This is a genomic window from Nocardia donostiensis (assembly GCF_002081715.1).
In the GTDB taxonomy this organism is placed as follows: Bacteria; Actinomycetota; Actinomycetes; order Mycobacteriales; family Mycobacteriaceae; genus Nocardia; species Nocardia donostiensis.
In genome coordinates this window covers 1-16,538 of sequence record NZ_MUKP01000039.1, presented here as the reverse complement: position 1 = coordinate 16,538, position 16,538 = coordinate 1, and the positions used below count along the sequence as shown (strand labels likewise).

The following is a 16,538-nucleotide window of genomic DNA, read 5'->3' as shown; positions in this document are numbered from 1 at the left end:
ACACGACGAAGACGGCAAACCCCCGATCTGTGAACCGGGTGATTGCCGTCTTCGCAGGTACCAGCTCCGCGGGGCCGCTACCGTCCCTGCTCGGTGCGCTGGCGCTGCTCGTCGGCGTCGGCCTCGGCGCGCGCTTTCTCCGCTTCGGCTTCCTTCTTCGCCGCATCACGCTGGGATTCGGCCTTGTCCTGCTGGGCGATGCCTTCGTCGCGCAGATCCTGGTTACCCAGCACCGTCCCCGCGACTTCCTTGGCTTTGCCTTTCACGCCCTCGACGGCGCCTTCCAGACCTTCGTTCGGTCCGCTCCTGTGTTCGGCCACGTCTGCATACCTCCCGTGACTGGCGGTTACCGTCCCTGCTCGGTGCGCTGACGCTGCTCGTCGGCGTCGGCCTCGGCGCGCGCTTTCTCCGCTTCGGCTTCCTTCTTCGCCGCATCACGCTGGGATTCGGCCTTGTCCTGCTGGCTGACGCCTTCGTCGCGCAGATCCCGGTTGCCCAGCACCGTCCCGGCGGCCTCTTTGGCTTTGCCTTTCACGCCCTCGACGGCGCCTTCCATGCCTTCCTTGGGACCAGACTTCTGTTCGGCCACGATATCTACCTCCGACGCATCTGTTGTTCGGGTGGATGGTGGATATCCAGCGCGTACCCGGCGCCGAGGTCTTCAATCGCCCCAGCGCCGGTAACTTGCGGTCTCCGCCGCTACTTGCGGGGCCGCTTCTCCCGCACCCGGACCGAAATCCGCACCGGGGAACCGGCGAAACCGAACTCCTCACGCAGCCGCCGCTCCAGGAACCGCCGGTAGCCTGCCTCCAGGAAGCCGGTGGTGAACAGCACGAAGGTCGGCGGGCGGGTGGTGGCCTGGGTGGCGAACAGCACCCGGGGCAGCCGTCCGCCGCGCATCGGCGGCGGGGTGGCGGCGACGACCTCTTTGAGCCAGGTGTTCAACCGGCCGGTGGAGATGCGTTTATCCCACGATTCCAGCGCGGTTTCCATAGCGGGTACCAGTTTCTGCACCGCGCGTCCGGTCTGTGCGGAGATGTTGACCCGCTGCGCCCAGGGCACCCGCACCAGGTCGCGCTCCACTTCCCGTTCCAGCTGGTGGCGGCGATCCTCGTCGACCAGGTCCCACTTGTTGAATGCCAGCACCAGCGCGCGGCCCGAGTCGGCGACCATCCCGATCACCCGCAAATCCTGCTCGGTGATCGGTTGCGAGGCGTCGATCAGCATGATCGCCACCTCGGAGGCCTCCAGCGCGGATCTGGTGCGCAGCGAGGCGTAGAACTCGGTGCCGCTGGCCTGGGCGACCTTGCGCCGCAACCCCGCGGTGTCGACGAACTTCCACACCTTGCCGCCCAGTTCGACCAGCGTATCGACGGGGTCGACGGTGGTGCCCGCGATGTCGTGGACGACCGACCGTTCGTCACCGGCGAGCTTGTTGAGCAGGCTCGATTTGCCGACGTTCGGTTTACCGACCAGGGCGACCCGGCGCGGCCCTGTCGCGACGCCGCCCTCGCGTGGAGTCTCCGGCAGCACCTCGAGCACATCGTCGAGCAGATCGCCGGTCCCGCGGCCATGCGCCGCCGACACCATTCGTGGTTCGCCCAAGCCCAGCGACCACAGAGCGGCGGCGTCAGCTTCGATGCGCTGGTCGTCGACCTTGTTGGCGACCAGGATCACCGGTGTTTTCGCCCGGCGCAGCACCTTGACCGCGGCCTCGTCGGTGGCGGTGGCACCGACCACGGCATCAACCACGAGCAGGATGGCGTCGGCGGTGTTCATCGCCAGCTCGGCCTGCCGCGCCACCGACTGCTGCAACCCCTTGGCGTCGGGTTCCCACCCGCCGGTGTCCTGCACGAGGAACCGGCGGCCTGCCCAGTTCGCCTCATAGGACACCCGGTCGCGGGTCACCCCTGGAATGTCCTCCACCACGGCCTCGCGCCGCCCGAGGATCCGGTTGACCAGGGTCGATTTGCCGACGTTCGGTCGCCCGACCACAGCCAGGGTCGGCATCGGCACGTGTTCGCCCGCGCCGAGACCGGCGTCGAGTTCGGCGATCTCCCAGTCGGATTCGTCGCTCCAGACACCGTCACCGGCCAGTACGTCGCCGCTCACTGTCTATCTCCTGTTCCGGGTGACACCTGCAGCGCCACCACGCGGTACAGCTCGTCGATGACCTCGTCCATTCCCAGGTCACTGGTGTCGACCAAGGTGGCATCCGAGGCGGGACGCAGCGGTGACACGGCGCGGGTGGAATCGAGCCGGTCCCGCCTGCGCACATCGGCGAGCACACCGTCGTAGTCGTCGCCGCGGCCTTCGCTGATGTTCTGCTGGTTGCGGCGCTGGGCACGCGCCTCGGCCGAAGCCGTCAAGTAGATCTTGGCGTCGGCGCCGGGTAACACGACGGTGCCGATATCGCGGCCCTCGACCACGATCCGCCCCGCGGTCGCGACGATTTCCCGCTGCCGGGCGACCAGCAGCTCGCGCACCTCGGGCACCGCCGACACCGCCGACACGGCGCGGGTGACCTCGCCGCCGCGGATCTCGGCGGACACGTCCGCACCGTCGAGCAGAATCACTTCCCGGCCGGGGTCGGTGCCGATGGTCAACGGCAGTTCCTTGACCGCGGCGGCGACGGCTACCGGGTCGGTCGGCTCGACCGCGCTGCGCAGTACGCGCAGCGTCGCCACCCGGTACATCGCCCCCGTGTCGAGGTAGGCGGCGCCGAGCCGGGCCGCCAACCGCCGCGACACACTGGACTTGCCGGTGCCCGACGGCCCGTCCATGGCGACGACCAGCGGTTCGGTCCCCGCAAGCCGTCCGGGGAGCTGGACCGGAATCTCTACACCATTCACAACGACACCGCCTCGTACAGTTTGCCGATTTCATCGCGACCGAGCACCCGCAGTGTGCCGGGCCGTTGGTCACCGAGCGCCACCGGGCCGATATTGGTGCGCACCAGCCGGGTCACCGGATGACCCACCGCATCCAGCAGCCGGCGCACAATATGTTTACGGCCCTCGTGCAGCACGATCTTCACCAGCGAGCGTCCCTCGCCCAGTTCGAGCACCTGGAACCGGTCGACCTTCGCCGGCCCGTCCTCGAGTTCGACACCGGCGCGCAGCTGTTTGCCGATTCCGCGGTGTACTTCGCCGCTGACGGTCGCCAGATACGTTTTCGACACCTCGAACGACGGGTGCATCAGCCGATGCGCGAGGTCGCCGTCGTTGGTGAGCAGCAGCAGCCCCTCGGTGTCGGCGTCGAGTCTGCCCACGTGGAACAGGCGCTGACCGGCGGCAACGCGTTCGGCGACGATATCGCCGACGCAGGGGCGACCCAGATCATCGGACATGGTCGACTGCCAGCCCTTGGGTTTGTTCAACACCAGATGCACCAGTTCTTCGCGTACCACCACCCGGGTGCCGTCGACCCGGACCACCGCGTGCTCGGGGTCGATACGCAGACCCTGTTCGCGCACGATGATGCCGTCGACTTCGACGCGTCCCTGCGCGATCATCTCCTCGGCGGCGCGACGGGAGGCCACTCCCGCCTTGGCCAGCACCTTCTGCAGGCGTTCGCCCTCACCCCACGGGAGTTTGGGATGAGTGTCGCCGGAGCCTGCCACATGCTGATTCCGGGCGGGTTTGGCGTTGCTCAACGGGGCCGCCGCGGCGGCCTGGCGCTGCGATGTGGGCGGCTTGGCTTTGCGGGCCGCGGGCGTCGCGGGTCTGGGCGGGCGTCCACCGCCGTATCCTGCGCCGCGCTGGGGAATGCCGCTTCCGGCACGTTGTGCCGCACCGGGGCGGCCCGCGCCGCGCTGAGGTGCACCGGATCCGCGCTGAGCCGTACCCGACTGCCCGGTACTGCGCTGCCCGGGGCCGGCCTGTTTGCTGCCGCGCTGCCCCGAGGAGCCGACGGCTCCGCGCTGGGCGCCGCGTTGCGCGGCCTTGGCAGCGCGTCCGTTGCGGTCGGCGTGGTCGCCACGTTTTCTACGATCCGGTGTGCCATCTCGGCGAGCGGGTGTATTCACGTTGTCCTGTCAATCCTCGGTGCCGAGGTCGAGATCGTCCTCGGCGCGTTTGTGCAGCCTGGTGTAACGGGGGTCCGTCTCCAAGCTCTCGTTGATCTCGTCGATCAGGTCGACGCCGGGCAGCAGGGGCGCCAGCGGCGGCAAATCGCTCAACGACGCGAGCCCGATCCGTTCCAGGAACAGCTCGGTGGTGCGGTAGAGCGTCCCGTTGGTTTCCGGGTCGGTTCCCGCTTCGGTGATCAAACCCCTGGCCAGCAGGGTGCGCATCACGCCGTCGACGTTCACTCCGCGCACCGCGCTGACCCTGGCCCGGGTCACCGGTTGACGGTATGCCACCACCGCCAGGGTTTCCAAAGCCGCCCTGGTCAGTTTCGACCGTGCGCCGTCGAGCAGCATCCGTTCCACATACAGTGCGTACTCGCTGCGAGTATAGAAGCGCCAGCCGTCGCCGGCGAAACGCAGATCGATACCGCTACGCTGCTCGCTCAACCGCGCCGACATCTCCCGCAGTGTCCGCTCCACCCTAGCCGGTGTCTCGTCGAGGGCTGCGGCGAGCTGTTCGGCGGGGGCGGGGGTGTCCACCACCAGCAGCATCGCTTCCAGCGCGGCGGCGAATTCCGTGTCGTCGAGGGGCGCGGGCTCGAACTCCTCGGTTGCTTCGCTCATCCGTAGTCCTCTTCGATGGTCACGGTCTCGGCTGTATCTGTTACGTCGTCGCCGAGCCAGCTCACCGCCAGCGGCCCCAGCGGATCGGGCTGGTCGAATGCGATGGTTTTGCCGCGATACAACTCGAGCAACGCCAGGAACCGCGCCACGATTTCAATCGGCGCCGCACAGTCGGCGACCAGCTCGGCAAAGGCGGTCCAGCCGCCCGCCCCGCGCTGTTTGAGCCGCTCCAACACGATCGCGGCCTGCTCGGCCACCGACACCGCATGCGCGTGCAGATGGTCGAGCCCGACCGTCGGCGCCGGGCGGGGCCGGAACGCGGCGGCAGCGATATCGGCGAACCCGCTCGCGTCCACGCCGAGCTGGACCGGCGGCAGCAACCCGAGGAACCGGTCCTCCAGCGATACGGCCCGCGGATACCGGCGCAACGCCGCGGCTTCCAGTTCGCCGAACAGTTCGGCGACCTGTTTGAACGCCCGGTACTGCAGCAGCCGCGCGAACAGCAGGTCACGCGCTTCCAGCAGTTCCAGGTCCTCGGCGTCGGTCATCTCCCCCGACGGCAGCAGCCGGGCGGCCTTCAGATCGAGTAGGGTCGCAGCGACCACCAGGAACTCGGTGGTCTGGTCGAGAACGGTGTCCGCACGCAAGGTCCCCTGTTCGGTCAGCCCCGCGGTCAATGCCTTGGTGTAGGCGATGAATTCGTCGGTGACCTGGTGCAGCGCCACCTCGGTCACATCCAGCCTGCGCTGCGAGATCAGCGTCAGCAGCAGATCGAACGGGCCCTCGAAATTGCTCAACCGCAGATGGAAACCGGACACCTGCTCCGGTTGCGCGTTCCCGTCCTGACCGGCCGGGCCTGCTGTCGTGCTGGTCGGCGGTGCGCTGGGATTGTCCCGGCTCACCGGCCGGACCGGTGGATGACTTCCCGTGCCATCGCCCGATACGCTTCGGCCCCACCGGATTTCGGCGCCCACGTGGTGATCGGTTCCCCGGCGACGCTGGCATCGGGGAAGCGGACAGTCCGTGCGATCGCGGTGTCGTACACCAGATCGCCGAACACTTCGACCACCCGCGCCATCACCTGCCGGGAATGCAGCAGTCGCGCATCGAACATGGTGACCACGATGCCGTACAGGCTCAGTCGTGGATTGAGGCGGTCACGCACCTTCTCCACGGTGTCGTTGAGCAGTGCCAGACCGCGCAGCGAGAAGTACTCGCATTCCATCGGGATGATCACCCCATCGGAGCAGGCGAGCGCGTTGACGGTGAGCAAACCCAGCGAGGGCTGACAGTCGATGAGGATGTAGTCGTAGCGGTCGCGGATCGGTTCCAGCGCCCGGCCCAGCGACTGCTCCCGGCCGACCTCGTTGACGAGCTGTATTTCGGCCGCGGACAGGTCGATATTGCTGGGCAGCAGATCCATGTTCTCGACCTTGGTCTGCATCAGCACATCCTCGACGGTGACCCGGGAACCGATCAGCAGGTTGTGTACGGTCAGCTCGAGATCGTGGTGGGCCACCCCCAGGCCGGCCGACAGCGCACCCTGCGGGTCGAGATCGACCAGCAACACCCGGCGCCCGTATTCGGCCAGTGCGGCGCCGAGGTTGATCGTCGAGGTGGTCTTGCCGACACCGCCCTTCTGGTTACACATCGCCACCACGAGCGCGTCGCCATGCGCCACGGGCGCCGACGGTTCCGGTACCAATCGCAGCGGGCGCCCAGTGGGCCCGAGTTCGGTGTCGTCGGGCACGGGGACGGGCTCGGTGCCCCAGACCGCCGACGATGCCGCATCGTCTGCTTCGGCACCCGGCCAGCCTGCCCCGAGCGGCCCGGTCCCAGCACCCCTCGGCGGTTCCGCCGCTCCGGCTGTCGTCACGATCCGCTGCTCCTTATACGTTCCTGCCCATTGCTTCGCCGAGCGTAACGAGTCCGATAAGGTACGGCCTCGTTTCCGCCACGATCCGGCTCTGGCTAGACGCTACCGCTCGAGCGCACCCGAATAACGCGCGCGCCGCGGCGTGTTCGCCACATCTCGCGTGGGCCCGAACACCCAAACGCTACCTCGCCGCTGGTCAGCGCCACTGCACAGCGCCGTCAGAGCCCCTACTTCACCTCGCGCGCGGGTGGGCGGTGGCCCATACCTCCCGCAGACTGGAGACAGTGACCAGCGTATAGATCTGTGTGGTGGTCACGGACGCATGGCCGAGCAGTTCCTGCACCACCCGCACATCGGCGCCCCCGTCGAGCAGATGGGTGGCGAACGAATGACGCAGGGTGTGCGGGGAGACCGCAGCGCCTATCCCGGCGCGTTCGGCGGCGCGTTGCAGCACCTGCCAGGCACTCTGCCGCGACAGCCGCCCGCCGCGGACGTTCAGGAACAGCGCACCCGCATTACCGCGACCGCGGGCGGCCAAGACCGGGCGGCCACGCACCAGATACGCGTCGACGGCGGCCAGCGCCGGGCGCCCGATCGGCACCAGACGCTGTTTACCGCCCTTACCGCGCAGCAGCACCACCCGTTCGGCGGTGTCCAGATCGTCGACGTCGAGACCGATCGTCTCCGAGATACGGGCACCGGTCGAATACAGCAGTTCCAGCAGTGCCCGGTCGCGCAGGCCGCGCGCGGGGCCGTCACCGCCGGAGCCGAGGTCGCCGCCCACGACGTCCAGCAGCCGCAGCACCTGCTCGTACGGCAGCGCCTTCGGCAGCCTGCGACCGGCGGCAGGCGGTTTCACCGCATGCGCGACATCGGTGCCCGTGAGCCCTTCCGCGGCGGCGAATTTGTGCAGCCCACGCACCGCGATCAAGGCCCGCGCCACCGATACCGGTGCCAGTGGCGAATGCCCGTCGCCCCCGGTGCGCAGCGCAACGGTGAATTCGGCGACATCGGATTCACCGACGGCGTCGAGGTCGGCGATGCCGCGTGCGGCGAGAAAGTCCCGGTAGCGGCCGAGGTCGCGCCGATAGGCGGTCAGCGTGTTGCGGGCCGCACCGCGTTCGACGGCCAGATGGTCGAGGAAGGCGTCGACCTCCCGCACGGCCGGCGCCCCGTCAGCCTTCGGACCGGCGCGCTGCCTGGCGGCGCAGCAGACGGGTCGGCTGTCCCGGCCACGGCGCGTCGGCGGGCCGCACCGGCAGATTTCCCGCCGTCACGGCCGACAACGCGAGCAGCCCCGCGACCGCGGTGGCGTTGACGATCTCCCCGGCCAGCGCGGCCCGGACCGCCTCGGCGACCGGCATTCGCACCAACTCCAGGTCGGCTTCCTCGTTCTCCGGATCCGGCCGGTCGATCTCCGACAGGCCGCGAGCCAGATACACCCGCAGCGATTCGTCGGTGAACCCGGGCGACAGTGCCACATCCACCAGCACCGCCCAGTCGCGTGCGGCCAGCCCGGTTTCCTCGGCCAGCTCCCGGCGGGCCGCCTCTAGCGGGTCCTCCTCGGGGACGTCGAGCAGGCCTGCGGGCAACTCGAGCAGCCGCTGCCCGATCGGGTGCCGGTATTGGTGGATCAGGACCACATTGCCTGCGTCGTCCACGGCGGTCACCGCGACCGCGCCGTGGTGTTCGACCACTTCGCGTTCCACAACCCGTCCGCCGGGCATCTCGACCTGGTCGAGCCGCAACGCCACGATCGCCCCCGAGTAGACGGTGCGGCTGGCGACGGTCCGGAAATCATGACGGGTCCCGCCGGCTGTGTTGTCCGTGTTGGCTGTGTTGGCTGTGTTGGCTGTGTTGGCTGTGTTGGCTGTGTTGGCTGGTTCGTCCGGCATCTACGACGCCTTTTCCGCGGTGGAGGCCAAGCCCTCACCCGGAATATCGACCGGAAGCCGTTCGGCGGCTTTGTATTTCAGGGCCGCGACAATGAGTTCGGCGAACAGCGGATGCGGCCGGGTCGGGCGGCTCTTGAGTTCCGGGTGGGCCTGGGTGCCGACGAAGAACGGATGTTTGTCGGCGGGCAGTTCCACGAACTCGACCAGCAGCCCGTCCGGGGAGGTGCCGCTGAATTTCAGGCCGCTCGCGGCGATCCGGTCACGGTAGGCGTTGTTCACCTCGTAACGGTGGCGGTGCCGTTCGGACACCTGGTCGGCGCCGTAGGCGCGGGCCACCACCGAACCCTTTTCCAGAACCGCCGGATAAGCGCCGAGCCGCATGGTGCCGCCGAGGTCGGCTTCCCCGGCGACCGCCTGCTTCTGGTCGGCCATCGTGGAAATCACCGGGTGCTCGGTGTCGGCTTCGAACTCGGCCGAGTTGGCGCCGGTGAGTCCGACCGAACGGGCCGCCTCGATCACCATGCACTGCAAGCCGAGGCACAAGCCGAGCAGCGGCAGCCCGCGGGTGCGGGCGTAGCGGATGGCGCCGACCTTGCCCTCGATACCGCGGATGCCGAAACCACCGGGGATCAGCACCGCGTCCACATCGCGCAGCGCCGCTTGCGCGCCCGCAGGTGTTTCGCAGTCGTCGGACTGCACCCAGCGGATCTGCACCTTCGCCCGGGAGGCGAACCCACCCGCGCGCAATGCCTCGGTCACCGACAGGTACGCGTCCGGCAGGTCGACATATTTGCCGACAAGCGCGACCTCGACCGTTTCCCGCGGCGAATGCACCCGATCCAGCAGATCACCCCACACCGTCCAGTCCACATCCCGGAACGGCAACCCGAGCTTGCGCACCACGTATGCGTCCAGCCCTTCCCGGTGCAGCACCTTGGGGATGTCGTAGATGGACGGCGCGTCCGGGGTGGAGATGCAGGCGTCGGCCTCCACATCGCACATCAGCGCGATCTTGCCTTTGAGACCTTGGGAGACCTCACGGTCGCAGCGCAGAATGAGCGCATCGGGCTGGATGCCGATACTGCGCAGCGCGGCCACCGAATGCTGAGTCGGTTTGGTTTTGAGCTCCCCGGACGGCGCAAGGTAGGGCACCAGCGAGACATGCAGGAAGAACACGTTGTCGCGGCCCACATCGTGGCGGATCTGCCGGGCGGCCTCCAGGAACGGCTGGGATTCGATATCGCCGACCGTGCCGCCGATCTCGGTGATCACCACATCGGGTTCCTGACCCTGCAGGTCCGGGCCGCGCATGGCGAGGATGCGGGACTTGATCTCGTCGGTGATATGCGGGATGACCTGCACGGTGTCGCCCAGATATTCCCCGCGGCGTTCCTTCGCGATAACCGACGAGTAGATCTGCCCGGTGGTGACGTTGGCGTCCCGCGACAGGTCCCGGTCCAGGAAACGCTCGTAATGCCCGACGTCGAGATCGGTTTCCGCACCGTCCTCGGTGACGAACACCTCTCCGTGCTGGAACGGATTCATGGTGCCGGGATCGACGTTCAAGTACGGGTCCAGCTTCTGCATGGTGACCCGAAGACCGCGCGCGGTCAACAATTGACCGAGGCTGGAGGCGGTAAGACCCTTACCGAGTGAGGAGGCGACACCACCGCTGACGAAAATATGCTTGGTTGCCGTCCGCGCCTGAATCCGTGTTTGACCCACGGGTCTTCACGGTAACACGAAACCCCACCACCGATACCACTGCCACGCACGGTCCGCCAACCGATCGCCACACCACGGGCACCGGCGACGCACCCTGGCAACCCCGCAGGTCGGTGCGGCGCTTCACGACACGACCCGGGTTTGCTGTCCACCCCGCCTGAGCCCATCGGTACTCAGCCAGGAGGCGTGGTGAGGGTGAGGGATGCGGCGCCCGCGCCCGTGCCGTAACGACCTGAGCGCCCCGCGAGCTGCTCGGTCAGGGCGAGGGCTGTGGTGACCCTGCCGATGCCACGTTCGATGTTGTCCACCGTGGTGACGGCCGCAGCCAACGCCGCGTCCGAGCGAATCGCGGCCACCGCACCCGTGTCCTCGGCCGCACCTGCGCGGCCCGCAAGCACAACACCGGCCCCACGCGCCCGCAGCGCGCCCGCGAAACGGGCCAGGTTCGCGCCCCTGCTGCCGGTCCCTGATTCCCGCCCTTCACCGGTGAGGATCACTGCCGCCTGCGCGGGCCGCACAGGCGTATCGCCGTAGGCGAGGAACCCGCCGCCGCGCAGTGTTTCCACGGCGAGGGCGAGTTCCTGCGGCGTGCTGCGGGCTCCCCCGTTTCCCGGGTCGAGAAGCAGCACCTGGCCGAGCAGATCGCCTGCCAGGCTCCCCTGGTCGATCGCCCCGGTGCGCAGTTGGGCGCCCGCCGGGATGACATTGGTGAGTACGGTGCGCATCCGGTCGCCCTCGGTGGCGTCGAGGAAGGCGTCGGTCAAAGCGATCCGGCCGGTGATCACGGCACCGGAGCTCTGTAACGCGGAGGCGAGGCCCTCCAGGTCGGCCGGGACGGCGTCCGGGGCGGTGAACACGACGACACTGCGGTCGGCGAGGGAACCGGCCAGGATACGGCCCGCCGAACGAGCGATGAAAGCGTCCGTGCTGTCGAGGTGGTCGGTCAGCTCGCTGTTGCGTTCCTGGGCAGCGGCGAGCTGGTGCCGCAGCTGGTCGCTGTCGGAACGCAGCCCCGACAGCAGAGCAGCGGCCGGCGTCTGGGCGCCGAGCACCACCCCGACCGCGAGCGCCAGGAACACCGCGACCAGGGAAACGGCGTGCTGGCGGAGGGAGATCACCAGAAGCCGCCGGGTAGATCCGGTAACCAGAGCACGAAACGGTGCCAGTAGGGGCTCGCCCAGCTCAGCACCTCACTGCCGTTGTCGGACGCCAGAACGGCCACGATCACCGTGATCAGCGCCGCGAGCACGACCAGCGCGACAGCGGTGCCGTGGATCCGGCCGGGATAGAGCGTGGCCACCGCCTTGGCGTCCATCAAGGTCGTGCCGACCTTCAACCGGGTCAGGAAGGTCGCCGGGTTGCTGTCGCGGCGGCCACGGTCGAAGAACTCGTCCAGGGATGCGGCCGCGCCCGCGGTGACGATCAGGGCAGCGCCGTGATGGTGCGCCAACAGCAGCGCCAGATCAGCGGCTGCCCCGGACGACGGGAAGGTGGTCGCACCGATCCCGAGGTCTTGAATCCGCTCCAAACCTGTGGCGCGGCCGTCGGTATCGGCGGGCAGGATCACCTCGGCACCGCATTTCAGGGTTTTGGTGGTGATGTCGTCGGGGTCGCCCACGATCAGGTCCGGCCGGTATCCGGCGCGCATGAGCGTATCGGCGCCGCATCCCACCCCGACCATGATCGGCGCGTACTCCTGCACGAACGGTTTGAGCCGTGCCAAATCCTCGGCGTGTCCTGGCCCGTCGCCGACCACCACCACCTGGCGCCCCTGCATGTCCAGATCCAGTTCCGGGACGCCGATACCGTCGATGAGCAGCGCTGATTCGGTGTGGACGAACTCGATGGTATTACCGGCGAACGCCTCGAGATGGGCGGTCAGGCCGTTGCGTGCTTCGATCATACGGTCGGCGATGGCGCTGTCGCTGAGCTCGATCCCCTCGACGAGGACCTCGGGTTCCTTCTTGATCAGCCGGTCGGCGTAGACGACACCGCCGTTGATGCGGACCTTGGTCCCATCCTTGATTTTGCCGAATGCGTCGGAACTGACCGTATCCAGCAACAGGATCCGGTGGGCGACCAGTATTTGCGGCCCCAGATTCGGGTAGCGTCCCGAAATGGACGGCGAAGTGTTGATCACCGCCACCACCCCGGCCGCCACCAGACGTTCGGCCGTCAGGCGGTCCATATCCATCTCGTCGAGCACGGCCACATCCCCCGGGCCGACCCGCTCCAGCAGACGCCGTGTGTTGCGGTCGACCCGGGCTATTCCGGTCCGGCCGGGCAGCGTCTCGGTGTTCTTCGACAACAACCCCAGCATCTTCATGACGCCGATGATCGCGGTAAACCCTCGACCACCGGTGGAGGCGCGCCGCAACCCCGCAGCACATACGTCACCGTGATAATTCAGCTGGCTTACGGCAGAAAACGAGCAACTACCGCACCGAGCCATGAACCGGTTGCGCCGCCGGAGAGAGCGGAGACAGCTTCCCCGCCGAACCATGTATCAGAAAATAATGCGCAATTATATTCTTAGAACCATAGAGTTCACCCTTTGATCGACAAAGCAATTCCCTAGTTACCGATGTTTTCAGTAACGCGTAAGGAGCCACCATGGTGATTCTCGAAGTGATCGGTATCATTGCAGAATTCATCGGTCATCTCTGGAGACTTCTCGTCGCTCCCTGACACAGAAGCTCTCTTTCCGGTCGGTAGCGCAGCTCCCGCGGTGCGTACCCCTGCTACCAGAGATATCGCCTGTCTTCCCCCTGCCGGTATTCCCTCGACGTGGCCGCCGTTCCGCCATTCCGGTCGGTTTTCGAAAAGCGACGTTTCTGCACCCCAGCTCCGGGTAGGGCCGAAATATGGCCAGGAGTGTTTTCCGTGACCGCAACGACGCCGGGCGAGTCCTGGCCCGATTACTGACGCGATACCGTGATGACCCCGATGTCGTGGTGCTGGCGCTGCCCCGCGGCGGGGTGCCGGTCGCCTACGAGGTCGCCGAAGCGTTGGCGGCGCCGCTGGATGTGCTGGTGGTCCGCAAACTGGGCTCACCGGCGAACCCGGAACTCGCCCTCGGCGCGATCGCCAGCGGCGGCGTCCTCGTCACCAACGACGACGTCCTGCGCTCCGAGGATGTGGACGCCGAAGTGCTGGAACGAGTGACCCGCATCGAGGAACGCGAACTGCACCGCCGCGAGCGCGAATATCGGGGTGAGCGCCCCATAGTCGATATCGCGGGCCGCACCGTCATCGTGGTCGACGACGGGCTCGCCACCGGCGCGACCATGCACGCCGCGGTCCGGGCTTTACGCCGATTGGGTCCGGCCAGACTCGTCGTCGCGGTGCCGGCCGCACCGCAGTCCAGTTGCGAGGAACTCGCGGAACAAGTGGACGAAGTGGTGTGTGCGACGACACCGTCCCCGTTCTACGCGGTCGGCAATTCGTATTGGGATTTCGAACAGACCACCGATGAGCAGGTACGCGAACTCCTCGCTCGTTCGGCCGCGCACCCCGAGGACACGATGGCAAGCCCCGACCCCCACGCCGCGATTCGCCAGGTGCTCATCCCGGTATCGGACGGCACACCGCCCGACGACGTGCTATTGGATCTGGTCGGCGACGCCAGGCTGGTGCTGATCGGCGAAGCATCCCACGGCACCACCGAGTTCTATGCTGCCCGCGCGAATATGACCAGAAAGCTCATCGAGCAGAAGGGCTTCAGCGCGGTCGCGGTGGAGGCGGACTGGCCCGATGCCTATCGTGTCAACCGTTTCGTGCGCGGGCAGGGCACCGATACCGATGCCGAACAGGCATTGCGCGATTTCGAACGTTTCCCGACGTGGATGTGGCGCAATACCGTGGTCCGGGATTTCGTCACCTGGCTGCGACAGCACAATGCCAGGTCAAGGGCGGAGCAGATCGGCTTCTACGGCCTGGACTTGTACAGTATGCGGCGTTCGGCCGGCGAGGTGATCAGCTATCTGGAAAGCGTGGACCCGGACGCGGCGCGGCGGGCACGCGACCGCTACGCCTGTTTCGACCGGCACGCCGACGAACAGCGTTACGGATACGCGGCGGCGTTCGGTGCGGGCGAATCCTGCGAGGATCAGGTCGTCGCGCAGCTGGTCGAGATGCAGCGGCTCACCACCGAACATCTCGCCACCGACGACAGCGCCGACCCCGACGAGCGGTTCTACGCCGAACAGAACGCCCATCTGGTCTCCGATGCCGAGGAGTACTACCGGATGATGTTCGGCACCCGGGTATCGACGTGGAATCTGCGCGATCAGCACATGTTCCGCACCCTCATCGCCTTGAGCCGGCATCTGGAACAGCGGCTCGGCCGAATGGCGAAGATCGTGGTCTGGGCGCACAACTCACATCTCGGCGACGCCCGCGCCACCGAAATGGGCGCCGCTGGCGAACTCAACCTCGGCCAACTGGTCCGCCAAAGCCACCCCACCGCGTCGCGTCTCATCGGTTTTTCCACCCACACCGGGACGGTCACCGCGGCCGAAGCCTGGGACGGCCCGGCCAGGACGATGCGCGTGCAGCCGTCGCTGGACGGCAGCGTGGAAAACCTGCTGCACGGCATCGACCGCGACCAGTTCCTGCTGCGCTTCGATACCGACACCACGCCGGAAGCGCTGCGCTCTGCACTACTCGAACGCGCCATCGGCGTGGTCTACCGCCCACAATCGGAACGGCGCAGCCACTATTTCCACACCCGCCCGGCAGACCAGTTCGACGCCCTCATCCACATCGACGAAACCACCGCCCTGCCCCCGCTGGACCGCATATCCCACCGGGGACCAGCGGAACCGGGAGAAACCTACCCCTACGCGGTATGAGCCCTCGGCCGACACAGCTGGCGCGATGACGCCTGTTTTCCGCTGGCCGCCTATCTCAACTGCCCCGGTTCTCGCCCAGCTCGTCCACGATGGGGTTCGCGGGGATGTCCTTCTCCTGCTCGGCCAATCCGGGGTAGGTATGCGTCCGGCGCTGCGCGGCCTGGTCGGCCGGAGATCGCTCCGATTCCAGATTCACCGACTGCAAGACTTCGCCTACGTTCGCATACGACACCGGGGGTATCGCATTCAGCGCGCGCACCGTATCGTCGTCGGCGTCCGCGCGGGTGGCGCAGCGCACCAAATCCGCCTTGCCAGCAGGAAAGTCGGCATCTGACAACGCCTTACGGATTCGCCCGGCGTCGGTTGCCACCATCATGGTCCTCCTCAGCCCGTCGCGGCCGTCTTGCCCGGCCGTTGTGTCCGCCTCGCAGTACCCGCCGGACCCGGGCGTAAACCGGCAGCGGACCCGGTCGGTTTGCCCGCATGCCGATCGGGCACCCGCTCAGCATGCTGAAGACCATCGTGCGGGGAGCGGCGGCCGGCGCGGCGGGTACGGCGGCGCTGAACGCGGTGACCTACCTGGACATGCTGGTGCGGGGCCGCCCGGCCAGCCGGACACCGGAGCAGAGCGTCCAGCGGATGGCCGAGCTCGCCGGTGTAGCTGTGCCGGGCGACGCCGAGCAGCAGCAGAACCGGCTGACGGGTGCAGGGGCCTTACTCGGCGCAGCGACCGGTGTCGGTGTCGGTGCCGCCTATGGTTGGTCCCGCGCTACAGGCTGGGGGCCCTCGGCGCCCGTGGCCGGTGCCTGCCTCACCGTCCTCACGATCGCCGCGACGAGCATGCCGATGGCGGCGATGCGGGTCTCCGACCCCCGGCAGTGGGATACGGCCGACTGGCTCAGCGATATCGTCCCGCATCTGGCGTACGGATTCGTTACGGCCGCAACGTTCGCCGCCATGTACGACTGACCCGGCCGTCGCAGACGTGGATCACGACCATTCGAGTGCGGCCCCGTATGCTGCCGGGCAGCAGTATCCGAAAGAGGAGATCCCATGGCCAGCGCCACCGTCGAGACCGTGATCGCCGCACCACGTACGGTTGTGTACAAGCTGTTCGCCGAGCGCGAGAGCATCGACCCGTTCATGCCGGTCCAGGTCACGCTCACCAAACCCGGCACGACCGAACGCGAGGGTGTCGGCGCGCAGCATCGGATCGGTATCGGCCCGGTCGGGGTGACCGAGGAGATCACCGCGCTGGTGCCGGGCGAGCGGATGGAATACAAGATCGTCAAAGGCGCTCCGGTGAAGCGTCACGTCGGCATCATCACTTTCGCCGACGCCGGTGACGACAGCACCCGAGTCTCGTACACGATGGAGTCGGAACCGTCGCTGCCCGTGCCCGCCAAGGTGCTCGAAATCGGTCTCCGCGGCCTCATCAACCAGATGATCGGCGGAGTGAAAAAAGCCGTCCGCTGACCCACGTGCCGGAGCCGCGA

17 protein-coding genes are annotated in these 16,538 nt (G+C 67.6%); 3 read left to right on the top strand and 14 right to left on the bottom strand.

Translation table 11 applies throughout. From position 1 onward, the window contains the following. Positions 1 to 77 precede the first annotated feature (77 nt). From mbp1 (B0T44_RS20840) to steA, 13 genes are all read right to left on the bottom strand, one after another. Positions 78 to 320, bottom strand: coding sequence for a microaggregate-binding protein 1 (mbp1, locus tag B0T44_RS20840; protein ID WP_077116254.1), 243 nt, complete (start codon positions 318 to 320; stop codon positions 78 to 80). 26 nt (positions 321 to 346) lie between these two features. Then, a complete protein-coding gene (mbp1, locus tag B0T44_RS20835) occupies positions 347 to 589 on the bottom strand; it encodes a microaggregate-binding protein 1 (protein WP_077116253.1) in 243 nt (80 codons plus the stop codon). 110 nt (positions 590 to 699) lie between these two features. Continuing rightward, on the bottom strand, positions 700 to 2,112 hold the full coding sequence (der, locus tag B0T44_RS20830; RefSeq protein ID WP_077116252.1) for a ribosome biogenesis GTPase Der: 1,413 nt from the start codon (positions 2,110 to 2,112) through the stop codon (positions 700 to 702). Beyond that, complete coding sequence (gene cmk / locus B0T44_RS20825; protein WP_139347769.1) at positions 2,109 to 2,783, bottom strand: (d)CMP kinase; 675 nt, start codon at positions 2,781 to 2,783, stop codon at positions 2,109 to 2,111. Before cmk ends, der begins: the two co-directional genes overlap by 4 nt. Positions 2,784 to 2,848: 65 nt before the next feature. Beyond that, a complete protein-coding gene (locus B0T44_RS20820) occupies positions 2,849 to 4,027 on the bottom strand; it encodes a pseudouridine synthase (protein ID WP_077116250.1) in 1,179 nt (392 codons plus the stop codon). 9 nt (positions 4,028 to 4,036) lie between these two features. Then, positions 4,037 to 4,693, bottom strand: a complete 657-nt coding sequence (gene scpB, locus B0T44_RS20815; protein WP_077116249.1) for an SMC-Scp complex subunit ScpB — start codon at positions 4,691 to 4,693, stop codon at positions 4,037 to 4,039. Further along, positions 4,690 to 5,595, bottom strand: a complete 906-nt coding sequence (locus tag B0T44_RS20810; RefSeq protein WP_077116248.1) for a segregation and condensation protein A — start codon at positions 5,593 to 5,595, stop codon at positions 4,690 to 4,692. Before B0T44_RS20810 ends, scpB begins: the two co-directional genes overlap by 4 nt. Continuing rightward, a complete protein-coding gene (locus B0T44_RS20805; protein WP_175647985.1) occupies positions 5,592 to 6,569 on the bottom strand; it encodes a ParA family protein in 978 nt (325 codons plus the stop codon). The genes B0T44_RS20810 and B0T44_RS20805 overlap by 4 nt, the downstream gene beginning before the upstream one ends. A 232-nt stretch (positions 6,570 to 6,801) precedes the next feature. Next, the gene (gene xerD, locus B0T44_RS20800) at positions 6,802 to 7,731 is read right to left on the bottom strand and encodes a site-specific tyrosine recombinase XerD (RefSeq protein WP_077116246.1); all 930 of its coding nucleotides are present in this window, start codon (positions 7,729 to 7,731) and stop codon (positions 6,802 to 6,804) included. A gap of 13 nt (positions 7,732 to 7,744) precedes the next feature. Further along, complete coding sequence (locus tag B0T44_RS20795; protein WP_081512443.1) at positions 7,745 to 8,464, bottom strand: NUDIX domain-containing protein; 720 nt, start codon at positions 8,462 to 8,464, stop codon at positions 7,745 to 7,747. Further along, positions 8,465 to 10,189, bottom strand: coding sequence for a CTP synthase (gene pyrG / locus B0T44_RS20790; RefSeq protein WP_077116245.1), 1,725 nt, complete (start codon positions 10,187 to 10,189; stop codon positions 8,465 to 8,467). It abuts the gene before it with no gap. A 173-nt stretch (positions 10,190 to 10,362) separates the two neighbouring features. Beyond that, positions 10,363 to 11,307 carry a copper transporter gene (locus tag B0T44_RS20785; protein WP_081512441.1) on the bottom strand — a complete coding sequence of 315 codons (945 nt, stop codon included), beginning with the start codon at positions 11,305 to 11,307 and terminating at the stop codon, positions 10,363 to 10,365. Then, entirely contained in the window at positions 11,304 to 12,515 is a 1,212-nt protein-coding gene (gene steA, locus B0T44_RS20780) for a putative cytokinetic ring protein SteA (RefSeq protein WP_077116243.1), read from the bottom strand. Before steA ends, B0T44_RS20785 begins: the two co-directional genes overlap by 4 nt. A gap of 538 nt (positions 12,516 to 13,053) precedes the next feature. On the opposite strand from steA, the gene B0T44_RS20775 reads away from it, so the two are divergent. Further along, on the top strand, positions 13,054 to 15,042 hold the full coding sequence (locus B0T44_RS20775) for an erythromycin esterase family protein (protein WP_077116242.1): 1,989 nt from the start codon (positions 13,054 to 13,056) through the stop codon (positions 15,040 to 15,042). Positions 15,043 to 15,097: 55 nt separating this feature from the next. Here B0T44_RS20775 and B0T44_RS20770 read toward each other — a convergent pair whose 3' ends face one another. Next, a complete protein-coding gene (locus tag B0T44_RS20770) occupies positions 15,098 to 15,418 on the bottom strand; it encodes a DUF2795 domain-containing protein (RefSeq protein ID WP_217697469.1) in 321 nt (106 codons plus the stop codon). 131 nt (positions 15,419 to 15,549) lie between these two features. Between B0T44_RS20770 and B0T44_RS20765 the strand changes: the two genes are divergently transcribed. Both B0T44_RS20765 and B0T44_RS20760 read left to right on the top strand, forming a co-directional pair. Beyond that, entirely contained in the window at positions 15,550 to 16,011 is a 462-nt protein-coding gene (locus tag B0T44_RS20765) for a hypothetical protein (RefSeq protein WP_077116422.1), read from the top strand. An 84-nt stretch (positions 16,012 to 16,095) separates the two neighbouring features. Continuing rightward, positions 16,096 to 16,518, top strand: coding sequence for an SRPBCC family protein (locus B0T44_RS20760; RefSeq protein WP_077116241.1), 423 nt, complete (start codon positions 16,096 to 16,098; stop codon positions 16,516 to 16,518). The last annotated feature ends 20 nt before the right edge of the window (positions 16,519 to 16,538 follow it).

Coding starts and splice junctions, on each gene's coding strand:
- cmk (WP_139347769.1), bottom strand. CDS start 2,783: ATGGACGGGCCGTCGGGCACCGGCAAGTCCAGTGTGTCGCGGCGGTTG.
- scpB (WP_077116249.1), bottom strand. CDS start 4,693: ATGAGCGAAGCAACCGAGGAGTTCGAGCCCGCGCCCCTCGACGACACG.
- B0T44_RS20795 (WP_081512443.1), bottom strand. CDS start 8,464: ATGCCGGACGAACCAGCCAACACAGCCAACACAGCCAACACAGCCAAC.
- steA (WP_077116243.1), bottom strand. CDS start 12,515: ATGAAGATGCTGGGGTTGTTGTCGAAGAACACCGAGACGCTGCCCGGC.
- B0T44_RS20775 (WP_077116242.1), top strand. CDS start 13,054: ATGGCCAGGAGTGTTTTCCGTGACCGCAACGACGCCGGGCGAGTCCTG.
- B0T44_RS20770 (WP_217697469.1), bottom strand. CDS start 15,418: ATGATGGTGGCAACCGACGCCGGGCGAATCCGTAAGGCGTTGTCAGAT.
- B0T44_RS20765 (WP_077116422.1), top strand. CDS start 15,550: ATGCTGAAGACCATCGTGCGGGGAGCGGCGGCCGGCGCGGCGGGTACG.
- B0T44_RS20760 (WP_077116241.1), top strand. CDS start 16,096: ATGGCCAGCGCCACCGTCGAGACCGTGATCGCCGCACCACGTACGGTT.